15 protein-coding genes are annotated in these 17,830 nt (G+C 69.0%); 10 read left to right on the top strand and 5 right to left on the bottom strand.

Annotated elements, in window-relative coordinates; all coding sequences use genetic code 11:
• Positions 1-45 precede the first annotated feature (45 nt).
• A complete protein-coding gene (locus M3M54_RS11980; protein ID WP_249019280.1) occupies positions 46-1,017 on the bottom strand; it encodes a hypothetical protein in 972 nt (323 codons plus the stop codon).
• A gap of 385 nt (positions 1,018-1,402) precedes the next feature.
• On the opposite strand from M3M54_RS11980, the gene M3M54_RS11975 reads away from it, so the two are divergent.
• Genes M3M54_RS11975 through M3M54_RS11940 form a run of 8 tightly spaced genes read left to right on the top strand, consistent with a single transcriptional unit; the run spans position 1,403 to position 11,457 of the window.
• Complete coding sequence (locus tag M3M54_RS11975) at positions 1,403-3,073, top strand: serine/threonine-protein kinase (protein WP_249019279.1); 1,671 nt, start codon at positions 1,403-1,405, stop codon at positions 3,071-3,073.
• A gap of 59 nt (positions 3,074-3,132) precedes the next feature.
• Positions 3,133-3,912, top strand: a complete 780-nt coding sequence (locus tag M3M54_RS11970) for a DUF3662 and FHA domain-containing protein (protein WP_249019278.1) — start codon at positions 3,133-3,135, stop codon at positions 3,910-3,912.
• Between the two features lie 24 nt (positions 3,913-3,936).
• Positions 3,937-4,425 (top strand): FHA domain-containing protein, encoded by a 489-nt coding sequence (locus tag M3M54_RS11965; protein ID WP_249019277.1) that lies wholly within the window; start codon positions 3,937-3,939, stop codon positions 4,423-4,425.
• Positions 4,426-4,440: 15 nt separating this feature from the next.
• Complete coding sequence (locus tag M3M54_RS11960; RefSeq protein ID WP_249019276.1) at positions 4,441-5,688, top strand: Stp1/IreP family PP2C-type Ser/Thr phosphatase; 1,248 nt, start codon at positions 4,441-4,443, stop codon at positions 5,686-5,688.
• Complete coding sequence (locus tag M3M54_RS11955) at positions 5,685-6,995, top strand: FtsW/RodA/SpoVE family cell cycle protein (protein ID WP_249019275.1); 1,311 nt, start codon at positions 5,685-5,687, stop codon at positions 6,993-6,995. Before M3M54_RS11960 ends, M3M54_RS11955 begins: the two co-directional genes overlap by 4 nt.
• Positions 6,996-7,013: 18 nt before the next feature.
• A complete protein-coding gene (locus M3M54_RS11950) occupies positions 7,014-8,486 on the top strand; it encodes a penicillin-binding protein 2 (RefSeq protein ID WP_249019274.1) in 1,473 nt (490 codons plus the stop codon).
• The gene (gene pknB, locus M3M54_RS11945) at positions 8,483-10,456 is read left to right on the top strand and encodes a Stk1 family PASTA domain-containing Ser/Thr kinase (RefSeq protein ID WP_249019273.1); all 1,974 of its coding nucleotides are present in this window, start codon (positions 8,483-8,485) and stop codon (positions 10,454-10,456) included. The genes M3M54_RS11950 and pknB overlap by 4 nt, the downstream gene beginning before the upstream one ends.
• Positions 10,453-11,457, top strand: a complete 1,005-nt coding sequence (locus M3M54_RS11940; protein ID WP_249019272.1) for a D-alanine--D-alanine ligase family protein — start codon at positions 10,453-10,455, stop codon at positions 11,455-11,457. Before pknB ends, M3M54_RS11940 begins: the two co-directional genes overlap by 4 nt.
• 6 nt (positions 11,458-11,463) lie before the next feature.
• On the opposite strand, the gene M3M54_RS11935 is transcribed toward M3M54_RS11940, so the two are convergent.
• The 4 genes from M3M54_RS11935 to M3M54_RS11920 are packed head-to-tail and all read right to left on the bottom strand — an operon-like array spanning position 11,464 to position 15,619.
• Entirely contained in the window at positions 11,464-12,951 is a 1,488-nt protein-coding gene (locus M3M54_RS11935) for a protein kinase (RefSeq protein ID WP_249019271.1), read from the bottom strand.
• A gap of 53 nt (positions 12,952-13,004) precedes the next feature.
• Positions 13,005-14,099 carry a phosphoribosylformylglycinamidine cyclo-ligase gene (gene purM / locus M3M54_RS11930; RefSeq protein ID WP_249019270.1) on the bottom strand — a complete coding sequence of 365 codons (1,095 nt, stop codon included), beginning with the start codon at positions 14,097-14,099 and terminating at the stop codon, positions 13,005-13,007.
• Between the two features lie 40 nt (positions 14,100-14,139).
• Positions 14,140-14,979, bottom strand: a complete 840-nt coding sequence (locus M3M54_RS11925; RefSeq protein WP_249019269.1) for an undecaprenyl-diphosphate phosphatase — start codon at positions 14,977-14,979, stop codon at positions 14,140-14,142.
• Positions 14,966-15,619 carry a DedA family protein gene (locus M3M54_RS11920; RefSeq protein ID WP_249019268.1) on the bottom strand — a complete coding sequence of 218 codons (654 nt, stop codon included), beginning with the start codon at positions 15,617-15,619 and terminating at the stop codon, positions 14,966-14,968. Before M3M54_RS11920 ends, M3M54_RS11925 begins: the two co-directional genes overlap by 14 nt.
• A 56-nt stretch (positions 15,620-15,675) precedes the next feature.
• On the opposite strand from M3M54_RS11920, the gene M3M54_RS11915 reads away from it, so the two are divergent.
• Positions 15,676-16,770: a DegT/DnrJ/EryC1/StrS aminotransferase family protein gene (locus tag M3M54_RS11915; RefSeq protein ID WP_249019267.1), complete on the top strand. Its 1,095-nt coding sequence runs from the start codon at positions 15,676-15,678 to the stop codon at positions 16,768-16,770.
• A 33-nt stretch (positions 16,771-16,803) separates the two neighbouring features.
• A complete protein-coding gene (locus M3M54_RS11910) occupies positions 16,804-17,814 on the top strand; it encodes a DUF354 domain-containing protein (protein ID WP_249019266.1) in 1,011 nt (336 codons plus the stop codon).
• Positions 17,815-17,830: the final 16 nt, after the last annotated feature.

Raw genomic sequence — 17,830 nt, 5'->3', positions numbered from 1 at the left:
AACGCAGCGCGTCAGCGCGGGCGGCGGCCAGCGGGCCGCCGCCCGTCAGTTGAACGTGACCGAGTAGCTGATCACGTCACTTGTGGTGCTGGTTTGGCGGGGCACGCGGCTGATCCGGGCGGTGACCGTGTAGGTGCCTGGCTTGGGCAGCGAGGCAAGCAGCACGGTGCAGTTCGTGGCCCGGCTCGGGATCGTCACGGGGATCCGTGCGCTGCCGGCGATGCCCGCGCCGACGATGTGCACCGAGCAGCCGACGTCTAACTCGTCGTAGTTGCCCGTGTTGGTGACGTTCAGCACCCATCTGCGAGCCCTGCGAGCCGGGATCGTGTTGCTCACGCCTGCGACCAACTGGGTGCCGTCCACGGTCACGTAGTTGAGCGCGTCGCCGTGCAGGCCGGGCTGGTTGTTGTTGGCGTTGGCGGCCTGTGTCGAGAGGTCGGCGCCGATCTTGGTGGCGATCCAGGTGCTCTCCAGCCAGCCGAGATCCGGTACCACCTGGCCGGGGTTGATCGGCTGCTGGCCACTGCCGGAGCCGACCGCGATCCCGTCCGCGTGCAGTGCGGAGGCGATGGCGGTTGTCACGAACTCCTTGTAGATGACGTCCGAGCTGTAGAGCTCAGAGGTGCCCACCGAGATGTCGTAGACCGCGTCCTGGCTGGTGCTGACGCTTGCCGCCTGTTGCACGTGTGCGGCGATCATGTGAATTCCGGCGACGCGCAGCTGCATCACCTGCACAAGTGAGCCCTGAGCGTCCGCCATCCCGCTGGGCACGCTAAGTCGCTGCGCCTGGCGCAACTGCGCGCGCGCCTGGGTGACCTCGGGGGCGAGGTTCAGCGTGGCGAGATTGCCCCCGGTCAGGGTCTGGAAGACTCTCGAGCCGGTGGCGTCGGACTGGTTGATCAGGTTGTAGACGCTGGCGTTGTAGTTCTTCAGTGCGCTGGTCGTCTGACTGCTGTCGCAGCTGTGAATCAGGAGCGCCATGGCGAGCACGACGACGACCACGACCACACTCGCCACCAGCCGCCGAGTCTGGATCTCGCGGTGGTGGTGACTGGCCGCTGTCGACCGCCTGCCGGTGCCGCGTCGCCCCGGTCCGCCCGGCGGCCGACCCCCGGGCGGTCGACCGCCCGGGGGTCGGCCGCCGCCGCGGGGCCGCCGCCTGGCCGCGCTCGCACGCGCGGCGCCACGCGGGCGGCCCGGCGCGTCGCCTGCAACCGGCTGCGGCTCGTCGGCCTCGTCGAAGAACGACACTTCCTCCCTGCTCCTTTGGGCGATCTCTAAGCGGCCCCCAGTAATAGCGGCTCACTCCGCCCGTAGACAAGTACGCAAGCGGCCGTGCAGGCGAACTTCCGCCGCTATTGCGGGCAGGGACTCCGCCGCGCGTTGCGAACTTCATCTTCACGTGAGCGCGAGCCAGCTTCCCACCGAGCATTTGGGCGAGCCTCCCAGGACCGGCGGGGCGACCGCGCGCGGCGCGCTGTTGATGGGGCGCTACCGACTCGTCCGGCGCCTGGGAAGAGGAGCCTTTGGCACCGTCTGGTCGGCCCGCGACGAGCGTCTGGACCGAGAGGTGGCGGTCAAGGTGCTCGACCGTGAGCACGTGATCCATGCTCGCTTCGAGCGGGAGGCCCGCGCTGCCGCGCGCCTGCAGCATCCCGCGATCGTCACCCTCTATGAGGCTGCGGTTGACGACGACGGCGCCTACCTGGTCTCCGAGCTCGTGCGCGGCCGCACGCTGGAGGGGTTGCTCGAAGCGGGCATGCTGTCGGATCGCGAGATTTTGGAGATCGGCGTGGCGCTGTGCGAGGCGCTCAGTCACGCTCATGCCCAGGGGGTCATCCATCGTGATGTCAAGCCGTCCAACGTGCTGGTGCCCTCACACCGAGGTCGGGCCGCAGGCCTCGGACCTGGGCTCGGCGAAAGCGCGAAACTGACCGACTTCGGGGTCGCCCATGTCATCGGTGCGGCGGCGCTGACACGGACCGGGGATATCGTCGGGACGCTCGCGTACATGGCGCCCGAACAGGCCTGTGACGGCACCAGCGGGCCTCACGCGGACCTCTATTCGCTCGCGCTCATCCTCTACGAGGCGCTGAGCGGTGTCAATCCACGGGCCGGCACGAGTCGCCGGCGAGACAGCGCCCCGCTGCCGCCGCTGCGTCGGCAGCGGCGAGACCTGCCGCGCCGGCTGGCGGCCGGTATCGACACCGCCCTGCGCGTGCGCCCCGAGCAGCGCGGCAGCCTGCTTGACCTGCGCGCCACGCTGCTCGCCTGCCTGGATCAGGCCGATGACACGCCTGGGGTAGTGGCCCCTGGGTGGCGCGGCAAGGACGAGGAGACCTGGGTTCGTGACGCGCCCGGTCCGGAGTGGATAGAGCGCCGACAGGGCAGCGCGCCGACACTGCAGATGACCGGCTCGAGTGCCAGCGGGCTGCGCTTGGGTCTGACAACCGTCATGCGCCTGGAGTGGTTCGGGCGGGCGCTCAACGCCGCCGCCGCCGGCCTCGGGGCGGCATGGCTGGTCACGGCGCTGTGGACGCGCCCACCCTTTGAGCCGGCGCTGGTGGCGGTGGTGGTCGCGCTGGTCACGCTCGTGGTGCCGCTTGCCGGCGTGCTCCTCTCAGGGGTGGCGCTCGGTGTGGTCGGGCTGGCGGGCGCGTTGCCGGCGCTCGTGGCAAAACTCGCCGGGCACTGGTGGCAGCGCGCCCTCCTGGGCGCCGGGGCGCTGTGCGGGCTGGTGATCGCCGGACGCCTGAGCGGCCACAACCTCTACTGGCTACCGGCACGGATCCCGCCAAGCGACCCGCGCGCGCTGCTGGCGCTCGCCGCATGGGCGCTGGCGGCGGCGGTCGCGCCGCTACTACGCACCCGCCGCTTCCCGCTGCTGGACCTGATGCTGGCGGCCATGTGGTCGGTGGGGCTGGTGGTGGCCGTGGGGGCCAGCGGAGCCCACCCCCTGGTCGGCGAGCTGCCCGGCGCGCTGCTCGCAGCGGTCATAATGGGCTGGGGGCCGCTGCTCGAGGTCTTCGAGGAAACCCGCGCCATGGCGGGTATACATGATGACGTTGCGTAGGATGAGTGGTTGGACATCAGTGACCGAGCTCGCCGGATCAGCCTCCGCCAGCGAAGATCATGCCCGTACTCAGAAACCTCGAGAACAAGATAGCCGGAGTCGTCGAAGGCACGTTCAACCGCGTCTTCCGCTCCGAGGTGCGGCCATTGGAGATCGCGCGCAAGCTGGCTCGCGAGATGGAGGAGCACCGCTACCCCACGCTGTCGCGCACCTACGTACCCAACGAGTACCGCGTCTTTCTCTCACCCCGTGACCGGGAGCGCTTTGCCAGTTATGAGGACGCGCTGGCCGAGGAGCTGTCCGGCTACCTGCTGGAGCACGCCCGGCGTGAGCGTTTCGCGTTGCTCTCCAGCCCGCTGATCGAGTTCGAGACCGACGAGCGTCTGGGCCTCGGGGAGTTCGGGATCGAGACGGCGGTGGTTGAGCCCGAGGAGCCGCCGCCGTCCTACGCGCCTTGGTCAAGCGCGGGAGCGGATCCCGAGCCGGTCGGCCATACGATGGTCTTCAGCCCGTCGCAACGGCTCGCGGGGCCGCCCGCAGATGTCCCGGCGCCGCGCCGGCAGCGTGCGCTGGTGATCTACAACGGCCGACGGCTGATGGTCCCACCGCGCGGCGCCACGCTGGGACGCAGCCGCGATTGCGACATCGTGATCGAGGACCAGAACGTCTCGCGCCGCCACGCCGAGCTCCGGCCAGGCGCCGATGGGTGGGTGATCAGCGACCTCGGCTCCACGAACGGCACGCGCCTGAACGGCCGGTCGGTGCATGGCGCGGCGCCGCTTGCGCCGGGCGACGAGATCGAGCTGGGCTCGGCGTTTGTCACCTTCGAGCTGGAATGACCTTCCAGACCGCCTGAAGCCCCGATGCTCCAGCCAGTATCCGTAGGACTCAAGCTCGGCTTCCTGATCGTTCTGTACCTGTTCCTGGTATGGGTCGCGGCGAGCACGCTCTTTGACCTGCGCCGCGGTCTCCGCGGCGGTGGCGGGAGCACCGTGCCGGTCGGGGAGGCCACGAGCATCCATCAAACCGTCGACCCGATGGCGCTGCTTGGCGATGAGGAGTTCGAGCCGCGGCTGGTGGTGGAGCACGCCAGCGGTCACGAGCCCGGCGTCGCCTACGACCTGATGGATCCGGTGACACTGGGGCGGGGCGACGTTGAGCTGAAGCTGGAGGACCCGTTCGCATCGACCCGGCATGCGAGCATCACTCGCCACGGTCGCACGCTCGTGCTCGAGGATCTGGGCTCGACCAACGGAACCTACCTCAACGGCGAGCCTGTGACCGGGCCCCAGCCGCTGCATGTCGGGGACCGCATCCGAATCGGCGACTCCGAATTCACGTACTTGCAGTAAACAGCCACCGAGCAGATGTTGATCGCCACCGAGATAGCCGTCCTCAGCGACGCCGGCCGCCAGCGGCGTGACAACGAGGACTCGAGCTACGCCCGTGATCCCGTGTTCGTGGTTGCCGACGGTATGGGCGGTGCGCAGGCTGGGGAGGTCGCCTCGCGCATGGTGGTCGACGCCTTCCGGGCCGGGCTGCCGCCCGAGGGCACGCCCGAGGAGCGGCTCTCGGTGGTGGTCCAACGCGCCAACAGCGAGATCAACGGACGCTCGCGCAGCGAGGCTGCCAGCGCCGGCATGGGCACCACGGTGACGGCTGCCTACCTGGACTCAGACGCCGTGTCGATCGCCCACGTCGGCGACAGCCGCGCCTACCTGCTGCGCGACGGGGAGCTCACGCGACTGACGGAGGACCACTCGCTGGTTGAGGAGCTCTTGCGAGGCGGGCGGTTGACCGAGGAAGAGGCGGCCGAGCACCCGCAGCGGTCGGTGATCACGCGTGCGGTGGGAATCGAGCCGATCGTCGAGATCGACACCTGGACCTATCCGCTGCGGCCCGGGGACGTGATCCTGCTGTGCAGTGACGGCCTCACTTCGATGATCAGCGAGCAGCAGGTCCAGGCCGAGCTGCTTGAGGCCACGAGTCTCGACGATGCAGCCAGGCGTCTGATCGCGGCCGCCAACGAGGCTGGGGGCCGCGACAACATCACGGTCGTGCTGTTCCGGGTCGCGCTGGCGGCCACGGACGACTCGTCCCTGGATCAGCCGACGACCGTAAACGCGCTGTCCACGCCCGCCGCTGGGCTGCCGGCGGTGGGTTCCAACCGCATGGCCGCCGCCCGTGCGGCCCGTGCGGCGCGTGCGGCGCGGCCCGTACCCCGCGCCAGACTCCAGGGTTTCAGGCCGCGCGTGCCGCCCGGCTTCGTCCAGACCTCCGGTCGCCCGCGCGAGTTCGGCACACGCGCCAAGGTGATGGTTGGTTTGACGACGGTCGTGATCGTCCTGGCGCTGATCGGGTCCGCCGGCTATCTGGCCAGCCGCCAGCTGTACTTCCTGGGGACCAACGGTCAGGGGACGGTCGTGCTCTACCGTGGCTTCCCCTATACGCTGCCGCTTGGGATTCCGTTGTACGAGGCGTACTTCATCTCGGGCGTGCCCGCCGCCACGATCCCCACCGACCGGCGCGCCGCCATCCTCAACCACGCAATGCGTGACCAGGCGAGCGCGATCAGCCTGCTGAACGCTGTCGAGCTGGGCAGGATCAGCAGATGAGGGCACGCAACTGGGAGCTGATCAGCCTGGTTCCGGCGGCGCTGCTGGTGAGTGCCGGCTTCGCCGCCGTCTACATCCAGCGCGCCAACCAGCTCGAGACGGTGTCGCTGATCTACGGCGCAATCTTTTTGGGACTCTGCCTGGGCGCGCACATCTTCATTCGCGTCACGCTGCCGCACGCTGATCCATTCATCTTTCCGCTGGTGGCGGTCCTCGCCTGCTACGGGCTGGTGATGATCTACCGGATTGACGGCGCCACCGAAGCCCGTGTGCAGGCGCAGTGGTTCGTGCTCGGGCTGGTCCTGTTTGCCGCGACGATCGTCTGGTTCCGCGACTACCGGCGCCTGGAGAACTACCGCTACCTGATCATGACCGGTTCGGTCGTGCTGCTGCTGCTGCCGCGCGTGCCTGGTCTGGGGGTGTACTCGGGTGGGGCCTACCTTGCCATCCACCTGCCGGGCATCACCTTCCAGCCGCCCGAGTTCGCAAAGGTTGGGGTCGTCATCTTCCTCTCCTCCTATCTGCGTGACCACCGGCAGGCGCTCGCATCCGGCCGCCGGATCCTCGGCTACCGGATCCCGCCGCTAAAGCACCTGGGTCCGCTGCTCGCGCTCTGGGGGGCGGCGATGCTGGCGCTGGTCGTGATCGGGGACATCGGCTCGTCGCTGATGTTCTACGGGGCGCTGTTGGCAATCGTCTACGTGGCCACCGACCGGATCTCGTTCGTGATCTTCGGGATGCTCGCGTTCGGGCTGGGCTCCTGGTTCCTGGCCACGCACATCCCGCACATCGACGCGCGCATCCAGGACTGGTTGCACCCGTTCAACCCGGCCCTTTACTCGGCGCCGCTCGGGTCATACCAGCTCGCAAACGCGCAGTTCGCGATGGCTGCGGGCGGCCTCTTTGGCCAGGGGTTCGGACAGACGCTGCTCTACATCCCTGGCACCACCAACGCGCTGATTCCCTTCCCCTCGACCGACATGGTCTTCTCGGTGATCACCGGCGACCTCGGTCTGTTCGGCGCCGCCGGACTGCTGGTCACCTACCTGCTGTTCATCTCGCGGGGTTTCAAGGCGGCGATGCTGGCACGTGACTCCTTCTCGAAGCTGCTGGCCGTGGGGCTCTCCACGGTGATCGCGGTGCAGGTCTTTGTGATCGTCGGCGGTGTGGCGCGCGTGATCCCGTTCACGGGGGTGCCGCTGCCGTTCGTCGCCTACGGGGGCTCGTCGATACTCGCCAACTTCGTGCTGGTCGCGCTCCTCTTGCTCGTCTCCGACCGGGCTCGGCGGCCGCTGAGCGACACGTGAGATAAGGGGGCCGCGCAGATGAACCGTTCGATCCTGAGGCTGTTCTCGGTGGTGGTGGTGCTGTTTGCGCTGCTGATCGTATGGACCTCGCGCTGGACCGTGTTCAGCGCCTCCGCGCTCGACCACAACCGGCTCAACCAGCTCGGCTTCTATGCCTCGCTGAAGGTCAAGCGCGGCGAGATCCTTGCAGATAACGGTGCGGTTCTCGCGCGGTCGGTGAAGGCCGCCAACGGCACCTGGAAGAGCGTCTACCCGCAGGGCTCGCTGTTTGCGCAGGCGGTCGGCTACTACAACCCGCAGGAGAACCAGATCGCGGGCATCGAGCAGACACGCAACCGCGCGCTCACCGGCTTGCAGAGCCGCCAGGCCAGCCTGTTCGGCTCCTTCAACGGCACCCCGCAGGTCGGCGACAGCGTCTACACGACGCTTGACCCCAAGGGGCAGGCGCTGGCGCGCAAGCTGCTGGCCGGCAGGGTCGGCGCCGTGGTTGCGATCGTGCCGCAGACCGGCGCGGTCAAGGTGATGTACTCCAACCCGAGCTACAACGACAACAACCTGGGTGCGCCCTGTCCCGCGAATGCCGCTCACGTGGGCTGCCAGTTCAACCTCGCCACCCAGGGGGGATTGCCGCCCGGCTCGACGTTCAAGCTCGTGGTCACCGCGGCGGCGCTGAACTCCGGCAAGCTGACGCCGAACTCCACCTTCGCTGGTCCGTCGCCACTGCTGGTCGACGGTATCCCCCTGCACAATGACGGCAACGTCAGCTACCCGCCGGGCACGACCCTGACGACCGCGCTCACCGACTCGATCGACACGATCTACGCCCAGGTCGGCCTGCGGGTCGGCGCGCCGACGCTCCAGGAGTACATGAAGCGGTTCGGTTTCTACTCGGTGCCGCCGATGGATTATCCGGCCGCCCAGATGCGTCCGAGCGGCGAGTTCTACAACGGCAGCTTTGTGCCGATCACCAACCCGAACATGGACGTCGGCCGCACCTCGATCGGTCAGGGCGACCTGGAGGTGACGCCGCTGCAGATGGCGATGGTCGTGGCCGCGATCGCCAACAACGGCAAACTCATGGAACCACGGCTCACCAGCAGGGTAGTAAACAGCGATGGCGAGACCGTCGAGACGATCAGACCGCAGGAGTACGACCAGGTGATGCGCCCGCAGATCGCCCAGGAGGAGACGCAGATGATGCGCCACGTGGTCGAATCCGGCACCGGCACGCTCGCCAACATTCCGGGGCTCAACCTCGTCGGCAAGACCGGCAGCGCCTCGCTCGGCGCCTGTGTGACCGGCGTTCGTGTCAATAACGTCTGTCCCGGCGGCGAGACCTACGACGACGCCTGGTTTGTCTCCTTCTCGGAGAGCGACCCCAAGATCGCGGTTGCGGTCGAGCTATCCGACATCCCGGGCGGCTACGGCGGCACCTACGCTGCACCTATAGCGGCCGAGATGATAAAGACACTGTTAGCGGAAGGCCAATGAGCGAATTCGACGCCGGGGACATCATCGACGGTCGCTACCGGGTGCTGCATCGGCTCGGAGCCGGCGGCATGGCGGACGTTTACCTGGCCCGCGACCAACAGCTTGATCGTGATATCGCGCTGAAGCTTCTGCACCGACGCTTCGCGGAGGACCCCGGCTTCGTCGAGCGCTTCCGGCGCGAGGCGCAGGCCGCAGCGTCGCTGCAGCACCCAAATGTCGTCAGCGTCTTTGACCGCGGCAGCTTCGAGGGCACCTACTACATCGCCATGGAGTATCTGCCGGGGCGCACGCTCAAGCGGCTGATCCGCGAGGAGGCTCCGCTCGAGGTCGATCGCGCCATAGACATCGCCATCCAGATGCTGAAGGCGGCGCGGTTCGCCCACCGGCGCGGGGTGATTCACCGCGACCTGAAGCCGCACAACGTGATCATCGACGACAACGATCACGTCAAGGTCACGGACTTTGGGATCGCCCGTGCGGGCGCCTCGGACATGACCGAGACCGGGTCGATCATGGGCACTGCGCAGTACCTCTCGCCCGAGCAGGCACAGGGTCATTCGGTGAGCGCCCCGAGCGACCTGTACTCGATCGGCATTGTGCTCTATGAGATGCTGACCGGTCGCGTCCCGTTTGATGGCGAGTCCCCCGTGTCGATCGCGCTCAAGCACGTATCCGAGACGCCTGTGCCGCCCAGCCAGATCAACCCCGAGGTCCCGGCAGCGCTCGAGCAGGTGGTCATGTGGGCACTCAACAAGGATGCCGGCGATCGTCCGACCGACGCCGACCAGTTCATCATGGCGCTTGAGCAGGTGCGCGACTCGCTGCCGACGCCCGCTGTCGAGCGGACCGCCAGCATGCCGGTGGTATCGGCGCTGCCCGTGCCCGCAGGGCCTGTGAGCGCCTACCCACACACGAGTGTGATCCCGGCTCCAGCCGCCCCCGGAGCCTACGGCAGCGCGCCAGCCGGTACCAGCGACGGCGGGCCCGCTGACCGCTACGACGAGGAGCGTCGCGACGAGCGCCGCCGCCCACCGCGCTGGCCGTGGCTGCTGGCGCTGCTGGTCGTCCTGCTGCTCGTCGGCGGGGGCGCTGCGGCCTACGTGCTGACGCGCCCCCAGAAGGCGCTGATTCCCGACGTCGTCGGCCTGCAGCAGTCGAGCGCCGAGGCGACACTCGGCAACGCGGGCTTCAAATGGACAGTCGTAGGCGTGACCTCGAACAGGTCCGCTGGCCAGGTGCTCTCCCAGAGTCCGCATGGCAGCGTGCGCATGCGCACCGGGTCGACCGTGATCCTGAACGTTTCAAGCGGTCCCGGCCAGGCAACGGTGCCGGACGTGGCGACGCTCTCCGAGCAGGCCGCCAAGCAGCAGATCAAGCAGAGCGGGCTGAAGGTTTCAGAGGTTAAGCCGGAGGTCTCCTCGACGGTGCCGCAGGGGGAAGCGGTGGGTACCCAGCCGGCTTCCGGCGCGAGCCTGACCAAGGGTGACAGCGTGGTCCTCTACATGAGCTCCGGGCTGGCGATGCCCAACGTGGTGGGCGACAACCTCGGGGAGGCGCAGAGCGCGCTCGCGCAGTTCAGCAACAAGCAGAGCACGGTCACCCAGACCACCACGTCGGTCGCGCCGGGCACGGTGATCGCCCAGTCGCCGACCGCGGGTCAGCCGCTTGGCACCAGCGCGACGATCACGCTCACGGTCGCCAAGGCCCCCGACACGGTCAGGGTCCCACGCGTCGTCGGCGATACGCCGTCCCAGGCTGCCCAGACGCTGTACACCGACGGCCTCAGCGTGAAGGAGGTGCAGAAGACCACGCACAACCCGAACGTCGTCGGCCTGGTGATCAAGCAGTTCCCGACATCGACCAGCGTCGTCAAGAAGGGCGCCGTGGTGACGGTGTCGATCGGTCAGGCCCCGCCCTCCAGCACGACCACGCAGACGGGGACCAACACCGCCCCGACCACCACGACGTGAGCGCCAGACACCGGATCGCAGTGCTCGGCGGCGGCCGTTCCTCCGAGCACGAAGTCTCGCTGCGCTCGGCGGCGGCGGTGGCCGCTGGGCTGCGTGAGGCAGGGCATGAGGTGCTGGCCGTGGAGGTCAGCCGCGATGGTGTCTGGCACGCTGATGGCCGCGAGCTGAGCCTGACGCCGGGGCGCGGGTGGCCAGGAGTGGACCTGGTGTTCCCGGTGTTGCACGGGCCGTTCGGAGAGGACGGCACCGTTCAGGGGCTGCTCGAGCTGCTCGGGGTTCCCTACGTCGGCTCGGGCGTGACAGCGAGCGCCGTGTGCATGGACAAGGTCGCCTTCAAACGCGTGCTGCAGAGCGCCGGCCTGCCGCAGGTGGCCCATCGTGTTGTCAGGGCCAGCGACTGGGAGCTTGACCGGGGTGCGGTGCTGGACGCGCTGGCCGCGCTCGGGCTCCCGGTCTTCACCAAGCCTGCCGGCCTGGGCTCCTCGGTCGGGATCGAGCGAGTGCTCGCCGCGGAGCAGCTGCCGGCGGCGCTGGAGGAGGCCTTTGCCCACGACGGCACCGTTGTGGTGGAGGCGGTGGCTGCGGGCGTCGAGGTGGAATGCGCCGTGCTCGGCAACGACGAGCCGGAGATCTCGGAGCCGGGTGAGATCCTGTTGGCGGCAGGCGAGTCAGGCTGGTATGACTACCACGCCAAGTACACGCCTGGCGCCATGCAGCTGATCGTTCCGGCCCGGATCTCGGAGGTGGCGCGCACCCGGGTTCGAGCGCTTGCGGGGCAAGCGTTCGCGCTGGCCGACTGCGCCGGCCTGGCCCGCGCCGACTTCTTTGTCAGCGGCGACGAGGTGCTCCTCAACGAGCTCAACACGATGCCCGGTTTCACCCAGACGAGCGTCTACGGGAAGCTCTTTGAGGCCTCCGGGGTGGGCTACGCCGAGCTGCTCGAGCGTCTCGTGGCGCTCGCGTTGGAGCGCCACGAGCACCGGAGCCGCCGCGCCTTCTAGGCAAGCTCAGTGGTAGAGGTTGATCTCGTTGACCTCGGCGTGCTCCCGGCCGGGTGGTAGGCGTGTGATCCAGACCAGGTAGTAGCGAAAGCGACGCCCGCGGCTGTCAAGTGAGAAGCTCTGAAACCGCTTCACGGCGACGGTCCGAGTGAGGCCGGTCCAGCCGCTCGCCGGGAAGCTGCTCGGGTCGGGGGTACGGTCGGTCGCGTAGATCTCGGCCTCGAAGCCCGGGGTGCCGGTGGCCAGCCGCAGGGTGCGCGCCAGGACCCGCGTCGCTGTGTAGACGTAGATCCCCACGCCGGGCTTGCCGAGCGTACGGTCGTAGTACTGCTGGGTCGGCCAGCCGGTCGTCAGCTTCCCGTCGACGGCGAGGTACGCGAGGTTGTTGTTCTGCGCTGTGCCGCCGGAGATGCTGTAGGGGTTGTACGCGTTCGCGCAGCTCGAGCAGAGTGCGATCGGTTGCGCCACGGCGGCGCCGGTGTGGTGAGGCGAGCCTCGGCGTGAGGCGAACACGACGACCGCCACCGCGGCCACCGCCAGCGTGAGCGCCACCGCCGCGCCGATCCAACCCGCGGGCCGTGAGCGCCGCCGGGCCGTCAGGGGCCCCACACCGACAGGGTCCGGGGCGATCAGCGCGGTGGGCTCGCCACCGCCGTCGCTCTCGCCGCCGGCCGCAAGCGCCAGCTCGAGGCCCGCGATCATCTCATCCGCGCTCGCGTAGCGTCGGCTCAGCTGCTTGGCGGTGGCCTTTGCCACCACGCCCGCCAGCGTGGCTGAGACCTCGGGTCGGCGCGAGCGCACGTCCGGAACCGTGCCACGGACATGTGCCATCGCGACCGCCACCTGTGAGTCCCCGCTGTGGGGCAGCTCGCCGGTCAGCATCTCATACAGCACGACGCCCAGCGAGTACAGATCGGACTGGCCGTTGACGGGCCTGCCCAGTGCCTGCTCAGGAGAGACGTAGTCGGTAGTGCCGAGCACTCGGCCGTCGGCCGTCAGCCCCTTCTCCTCAAGCGTGCGAGCGATGCCGAAGTCGGTCACCTTGGCGGTGCCCTCGTGGTCGATCAGCACGTTCTGGGGCTTGACGTCACGGTGAATCACGTGGTGGTCATGGGCGGCACCGAGGGCTCGCGCGATCCCGATGGCGTAGGCGGTGGCCTCGGCCGTGTCGAGTGCGCCGCGGTGGCGGATGCGCTCCTTGAGCGTCTCGCCCTCGACGCACTCCAAAACGATGAAGGGCCGGCCATCCTCCTCGCCGGCGTCGATCACCTGCACGACATTTGGGTGTGAGATGCGCGCCACCGCGCGCGCCTCGCGACGGAAGCGCTCCAGCTGGTGGGAGTCACCCGCAAACTCACGGTGCATCAGCTTGACCGCGACGAACCGCGCCAAGGTCTCGTCATAGGCACGGTAGACCGCCGCCATCCCACCGGAGCCGATCCGCGACTCCAGCCGGTAGCGGGCGCCCAGCTTGGTTCCAAGCAGGCTGCTCATCTGCTGGTTCTATTGTGGAGCACCGCAGGCCATAAGCTGCCCGCTTGCTGGCCTCAGTAACGCGTCAGCCGGTCGCTGCCGGCCGGCGCGTGGATTCCCATCCCCGGCAGGTCGATCACATCCGCCTGCGCCGTTATGTGTCCGATCACCGCGCTGCCGGGGTGAAAGCGCGCCAGCAGCTCCACGGCGGCCGGTGCCTGCTCGGCCGCCACCATCACGACAAAGCCGCAGCCCATGTTGAAAACCTCCCACATCTCGGGGGCGCTGACCTTGCCGAGCGTGGCGATCAACTCGAAGATGGTCGGGGAGGGCAGCGGCGTGCTGATCGTGTAGCCGACGCCCGAGCCGATGCGTCGCAGGTTCATCAGCCCTCCGCCGGTGATGTGGGCAAGCCCATGCACCGCAATCTCGCTTGCAAGCAGCGCGAGGATCGCCCGCACATAGATCACCGTCGGCTCGAGCAGCGCGTCCGCCACCGTCTGGCCCGAGAGCAGGTCGGGCCGCTGGTCGAGCGAGAGCTGGCCGTCGTCGAGCAGTGCCCGGCGAGCGAGGGTCAGCCCGTTTGAGTGCACGCCTGAGGCCGGCAGCCCGATCATCACGTCGCCGGGTGCCACGGCGCTGCCGTCGATCAGGCGGTCGAGGCTCACGACCCCGAACGCCGAGCCGACGAGGTCAAAGCCGTACGGGGAGGGATGGCCGCGCAGCACCTCCGGTACCTGGCAGACCTCGCCGCCAGGTACCTCGACGCCAGCCTGTGACGCGCCGAGGGCCAGGCCCCGCCCGATAGCCGCGAGCTGTTCGGGCTCGGCCCGCTCGACGGCGACGTAGTCGAGCAGCGCCAGCGGCTGGGCGCCGACGCAGATCAGGTCGTTGACGTTCATCGCCACGCAGTCGATCCCGATCGTGTCAAAGCGCCTGGCCTGCTCGGCGATGATCACCTTCGAGCCAACGCTGTCAGTCGCCAGGGCGATCCCGAGGTTCGGCGCTAGCGCGCCCGGCATCCGCAGCACGCTCGCGTAGTGCCCCGACAGTGGGAGTGCCAGCCGCTCGCGCCCGGTCTCGATCTGCATGAGCGCGGCGACGATTGCGGCCACGCCCTGGTCGGCCTGGTGAGTGTCAACTCCAGCTGCTGCGTAGGCGTCGCTCATCGCGTGAGCCATTCTCACACGTCGCGCCCGGCGGCGGTCGTCACTGGGCGGATCGGTTCGCGTGGCGGGCACGCCACAGGCGTCCGAGCGCCAGTGATCCCAGCGCGACCCGGTAGGCACCAAACGGCGCCAGCGAGCGGTCGCGCTCGACCAGTTCGATCAGCGGTGTCGAGGCCAGGGTCGAGCCGAACGCGGCGGCGGCGCCGACCGCCAGCACCGGTGCCGAGTCCGTGGGCACGCCGCGCTGGACGAGCCGCAGCAGCTTCAGAGCGGTGGCGCCGGCGATCACCGGCAGCGCCACGTGGCGCGAGAGCCGCTCCGCGTCGGCCCGCGCGAAGCCTCGCAGGCGGGCGGCCGTGAGCGTCGCGCCGTTGCGCGAGACGCCAGGGAACAGGGCGCTCGCCTGCGCAACACCAAGCCACCAGCCGTCGGCCGGTGTCGCGTCGTCGAAGCTGCGCTGCTGCGGCGAGCGGTGATCTGCCCAGGCCAGCAGGAGACCGCCGGCGATCAGCCCGGCCGCGATCGTCGGCGGCTGGCCGAGGTGGCGTTCGATCGGCCGCTCCAGGGCGAAGCCGGCCGCCACCGGCGGCAGCAGTGAAAGCGCGACCAGCGCGCCTGAGCGCGGTGTGAGCTCGTCAAAGGCGGCGCGCAGCTCGTCGCGCAGCGCCACCACCAGCGCGGCGGCGGTCCCGGCGTGCAGCGCGACCTCGAAGGCCTTGCGCAGCTCCGGGTCGGCCGCCACCCCGTCGGAGCCAAACAGCCACGGGATCAGCTCGATGTGACCGGAGGATGAGATCGGCAACAGTTCAGCGGGGCCGTGCATGAGGCCCAGGGCGAGCGCGCGGCCAAGCCGCACGCGCCGGGGCTCAGCGGCCGCCAAGGTAGATGCCGGGGCCCCGCTGGCGCCGGTTGCGAACCACGCGCAGAAGCCACCAGGCGAGCGCCAACACGATCAGCGCGACGACCGCGTAATCGACGTAGTCGAGGTGGTTCTTCCACTGCGTCCACTGGTGGCCGACCGCCTCGCCGACGAGCGCCAGCGCGGTGATCCAGACCGCCGAGCCGAGCGTCGCCATCGCGACGAAGCGCCAGAAGGACATCCGCACGATCCCGGCCGCGTAGGGTGGTGCCGACCTGAACACCGGGATGCAGCGCGAGACTGCCACCGACGGGGAGCCGTAGCGCTCAAACCAGCGGTGCGCCTGATCGATCCGCCGTTGGTCGATGTGCACCGGGCTGCCGCGGCGCGATAGCGCCTCGTGCAGCCCGAAGTAGCCGATCGCGTAGCAGACACAGGCACCGATCACGTCGCCGGCGACGCCGAAGATGATGATCCCGAGCAGCGTCATGTGGTGCTGGTCGACGTTGAAGCCGGCGAACAGCATCGTCGCCTCGGTCCCCGGCACGATCACAACCTGGGACATGACGATCATGAGCGTGACGCCGATCAACCCCAGGTCGTTGACGACGTGCGTTGCGAATGTCACGAGCGCAGCCGTGACCGAAGCTTCTGTCAGCACGCGTCGGAGTGTACGGTTGTGAGCCGCTGCTGTCTGTAATCCTGGAGTCGGAACCGATGACCGTACCTTTGTTTGACACCAAAACCCCGCTTGAGCCGCTGCGCGAGGCGATTCTCGAGCGTGTCGCCGCCGCGATCGACGCCGGCCGCTTCATCCTCGGGCCGGAGGTCGCCGCCTTTGAGCGTGAGCTCGCGGACTACGTCGGCGTGGGCCACGCGGTCGGCGTCGGCAATGGCACCGACGCGCTCAGCATCGCCGCGCGCGCCCTGGGCATCGGTCCCGGTGATGAGGTCGTGGTCCCGTCCTTCACCTTCTACGCGACCGCCGAGGCGATCGCGGCGATCGGCGCCACACCGGTGTTCTGCGACATCGACCCTGACACCCGCAACGTCACCGCCGAGACGGTGGCGCCCGCGCTGGGCCCGCGGACCAAGGCGATCGTCGCGGTGGATCTGTTCGGAATGCCGGCGGAGATCCCCGCGATCCGGGACGCCTTCGGTCTGCCCGTGATCGAGGACGCTGCGCAGGCGCTGGGCGCTTCGCTATACGGCGTCAAGGCCGGCGCGCTCGGTGACATCGCGACCTTCTCCTTCTATCCGTCCAAGAACCTCGGCGGGTTTGGCGACGGTGGCGCGATCACAACCGACGACGGCGAGCTGGCGGAGCGTGTGCGGGCGCTGCGCTTCCACGGCTCGCGTGATAAGCAGACCTTCGAGTACGTCGGCTTCAACTCGCGCCTTGACGAGCTGCAGGCGACGATCCTGCGGGTGCTGTTGCCCCACATCGACACCTGGTGCGACGGGCGCCGTGCCGGTGTGCAGGCCTACATCGATGCCGGGCTCGGCGAGCACCTGACCCTCGGGGCCACCCCCGAGGGGGCCACCCCCGCCTGGCACCTCTATGTCGCGACCCACGCCGAGGCCGACGCCAAGCTCGCGCAGCTGGCCGCCGCCGGCGTCCAGGCCCGGGGTTACTACCGGCTGCCGCTGCACCGCCAGCCCGCGATGGCCCCCTACCTCGCACGCTCAGGCCGCGCACTAGAGCTGCCGGTCACCGACGAGCTCGCCAGAACCAACGTGGCGCTGCCGATCAGCCCGGTGTTCACGCGTGCGCAGGCCGACGCGGTGGTGGCCGCGCTCGCGTCCGCGTGAGCCGCGGACGCGGGCTGCCAAAGGACCGGTTCAGTGAGAGTCTGGGTCGACCTCACCAACTCCCCGCACGTCCTGGTGCTGGCGCCGGTGATCCGTCGGCTCGAGCGCAACGGCCACGAGGTGCAGGTCACGGCGCGCGACTTCGCGCAGACGCTCGAGCTCTGTGAGCGGCTGGGGCTCGGGTACTACCGCATCGGTCACCATCGTGGCGCCGCGCTCGCCGACAAGGCGCGCGGGCTGGCCGAACGCTCCGCACAACTCGTGCGCTTTGCCTCCAGACGCCGCTTCGACCTGGCCATCGGCCACGGCTCCAACGACATCACCGTGGCCGCACGGGTGCTGCGGATTCCCTGCGCGACGATGTTCGACTACGAGTGGGCGACCGTGCAACACAACGTCAACTGCCGCCTGGCGCAGGCGGTCGTCGTGCCCGAGATGATTCCCCCGCAGCGCCTGGAGCGCTACGGGGCGGCCGGCAAGCTGCACCGCTACCCGGGGCTCAAGGAGGAGTACTACCTGTATGACTTCGTGCCTGACGCCACGGTGCTCGCGCAGCTCGGATTGGACGCCTCGCAGCCGATCGCGGTGGTGCGCACGCCGCCAGCCGTATCGCTCTACCACCGCTTTGAGAACGACCTCTTCGGACAGGTGCTGGAGCGGCTGCGCGGCAGCCAGACGGTCGTGCTGCCGCGCACGCCGGCACAGCGCGCCGAGCTTGTGCGCAGCGGCGGGTTCGTGGTGCCAGAGCACGCGATCGACGCGCAGTCGCTGATCGCCCATGCGGACCTGGTCGTCTCCGCCGGCGGCACCATGAACCGCGAGGCGGTGGCGCTGGGCACCCCGGTCTTCACGGTGTTCGAGGGCCGGCTGGGCGCAGTTGACGAACACCTCATCGCTGAAGGGCGCCTGCGTCGCCTGCAGAGCGCCGATCAGATCGAGCTCTCCAAGCGCGAAGGCGGCCAGCGTGGCCTGCAACGGATCCGCCGTAACCCACGGCTGCTGGCGGATCTGCTCTGCTCGCCGGCGCGAATTACCTGCGCTTAGGCCTCGCGCTAATAGA

The sequence above is a fragment of the Conexibacter sp. S30A1 genome (genome assembly GCF_023330665.1).
In the GTDB taxonomy this organism is placed as follows: Bacteria; Actinomycetota; Thermoleophilia; order Solirubrobacterales; family Solirubrobacteraceae; genus Palsa-465.
This window is presented reverse-complemented; position numbering and strand designations above follow the sequence as displayed.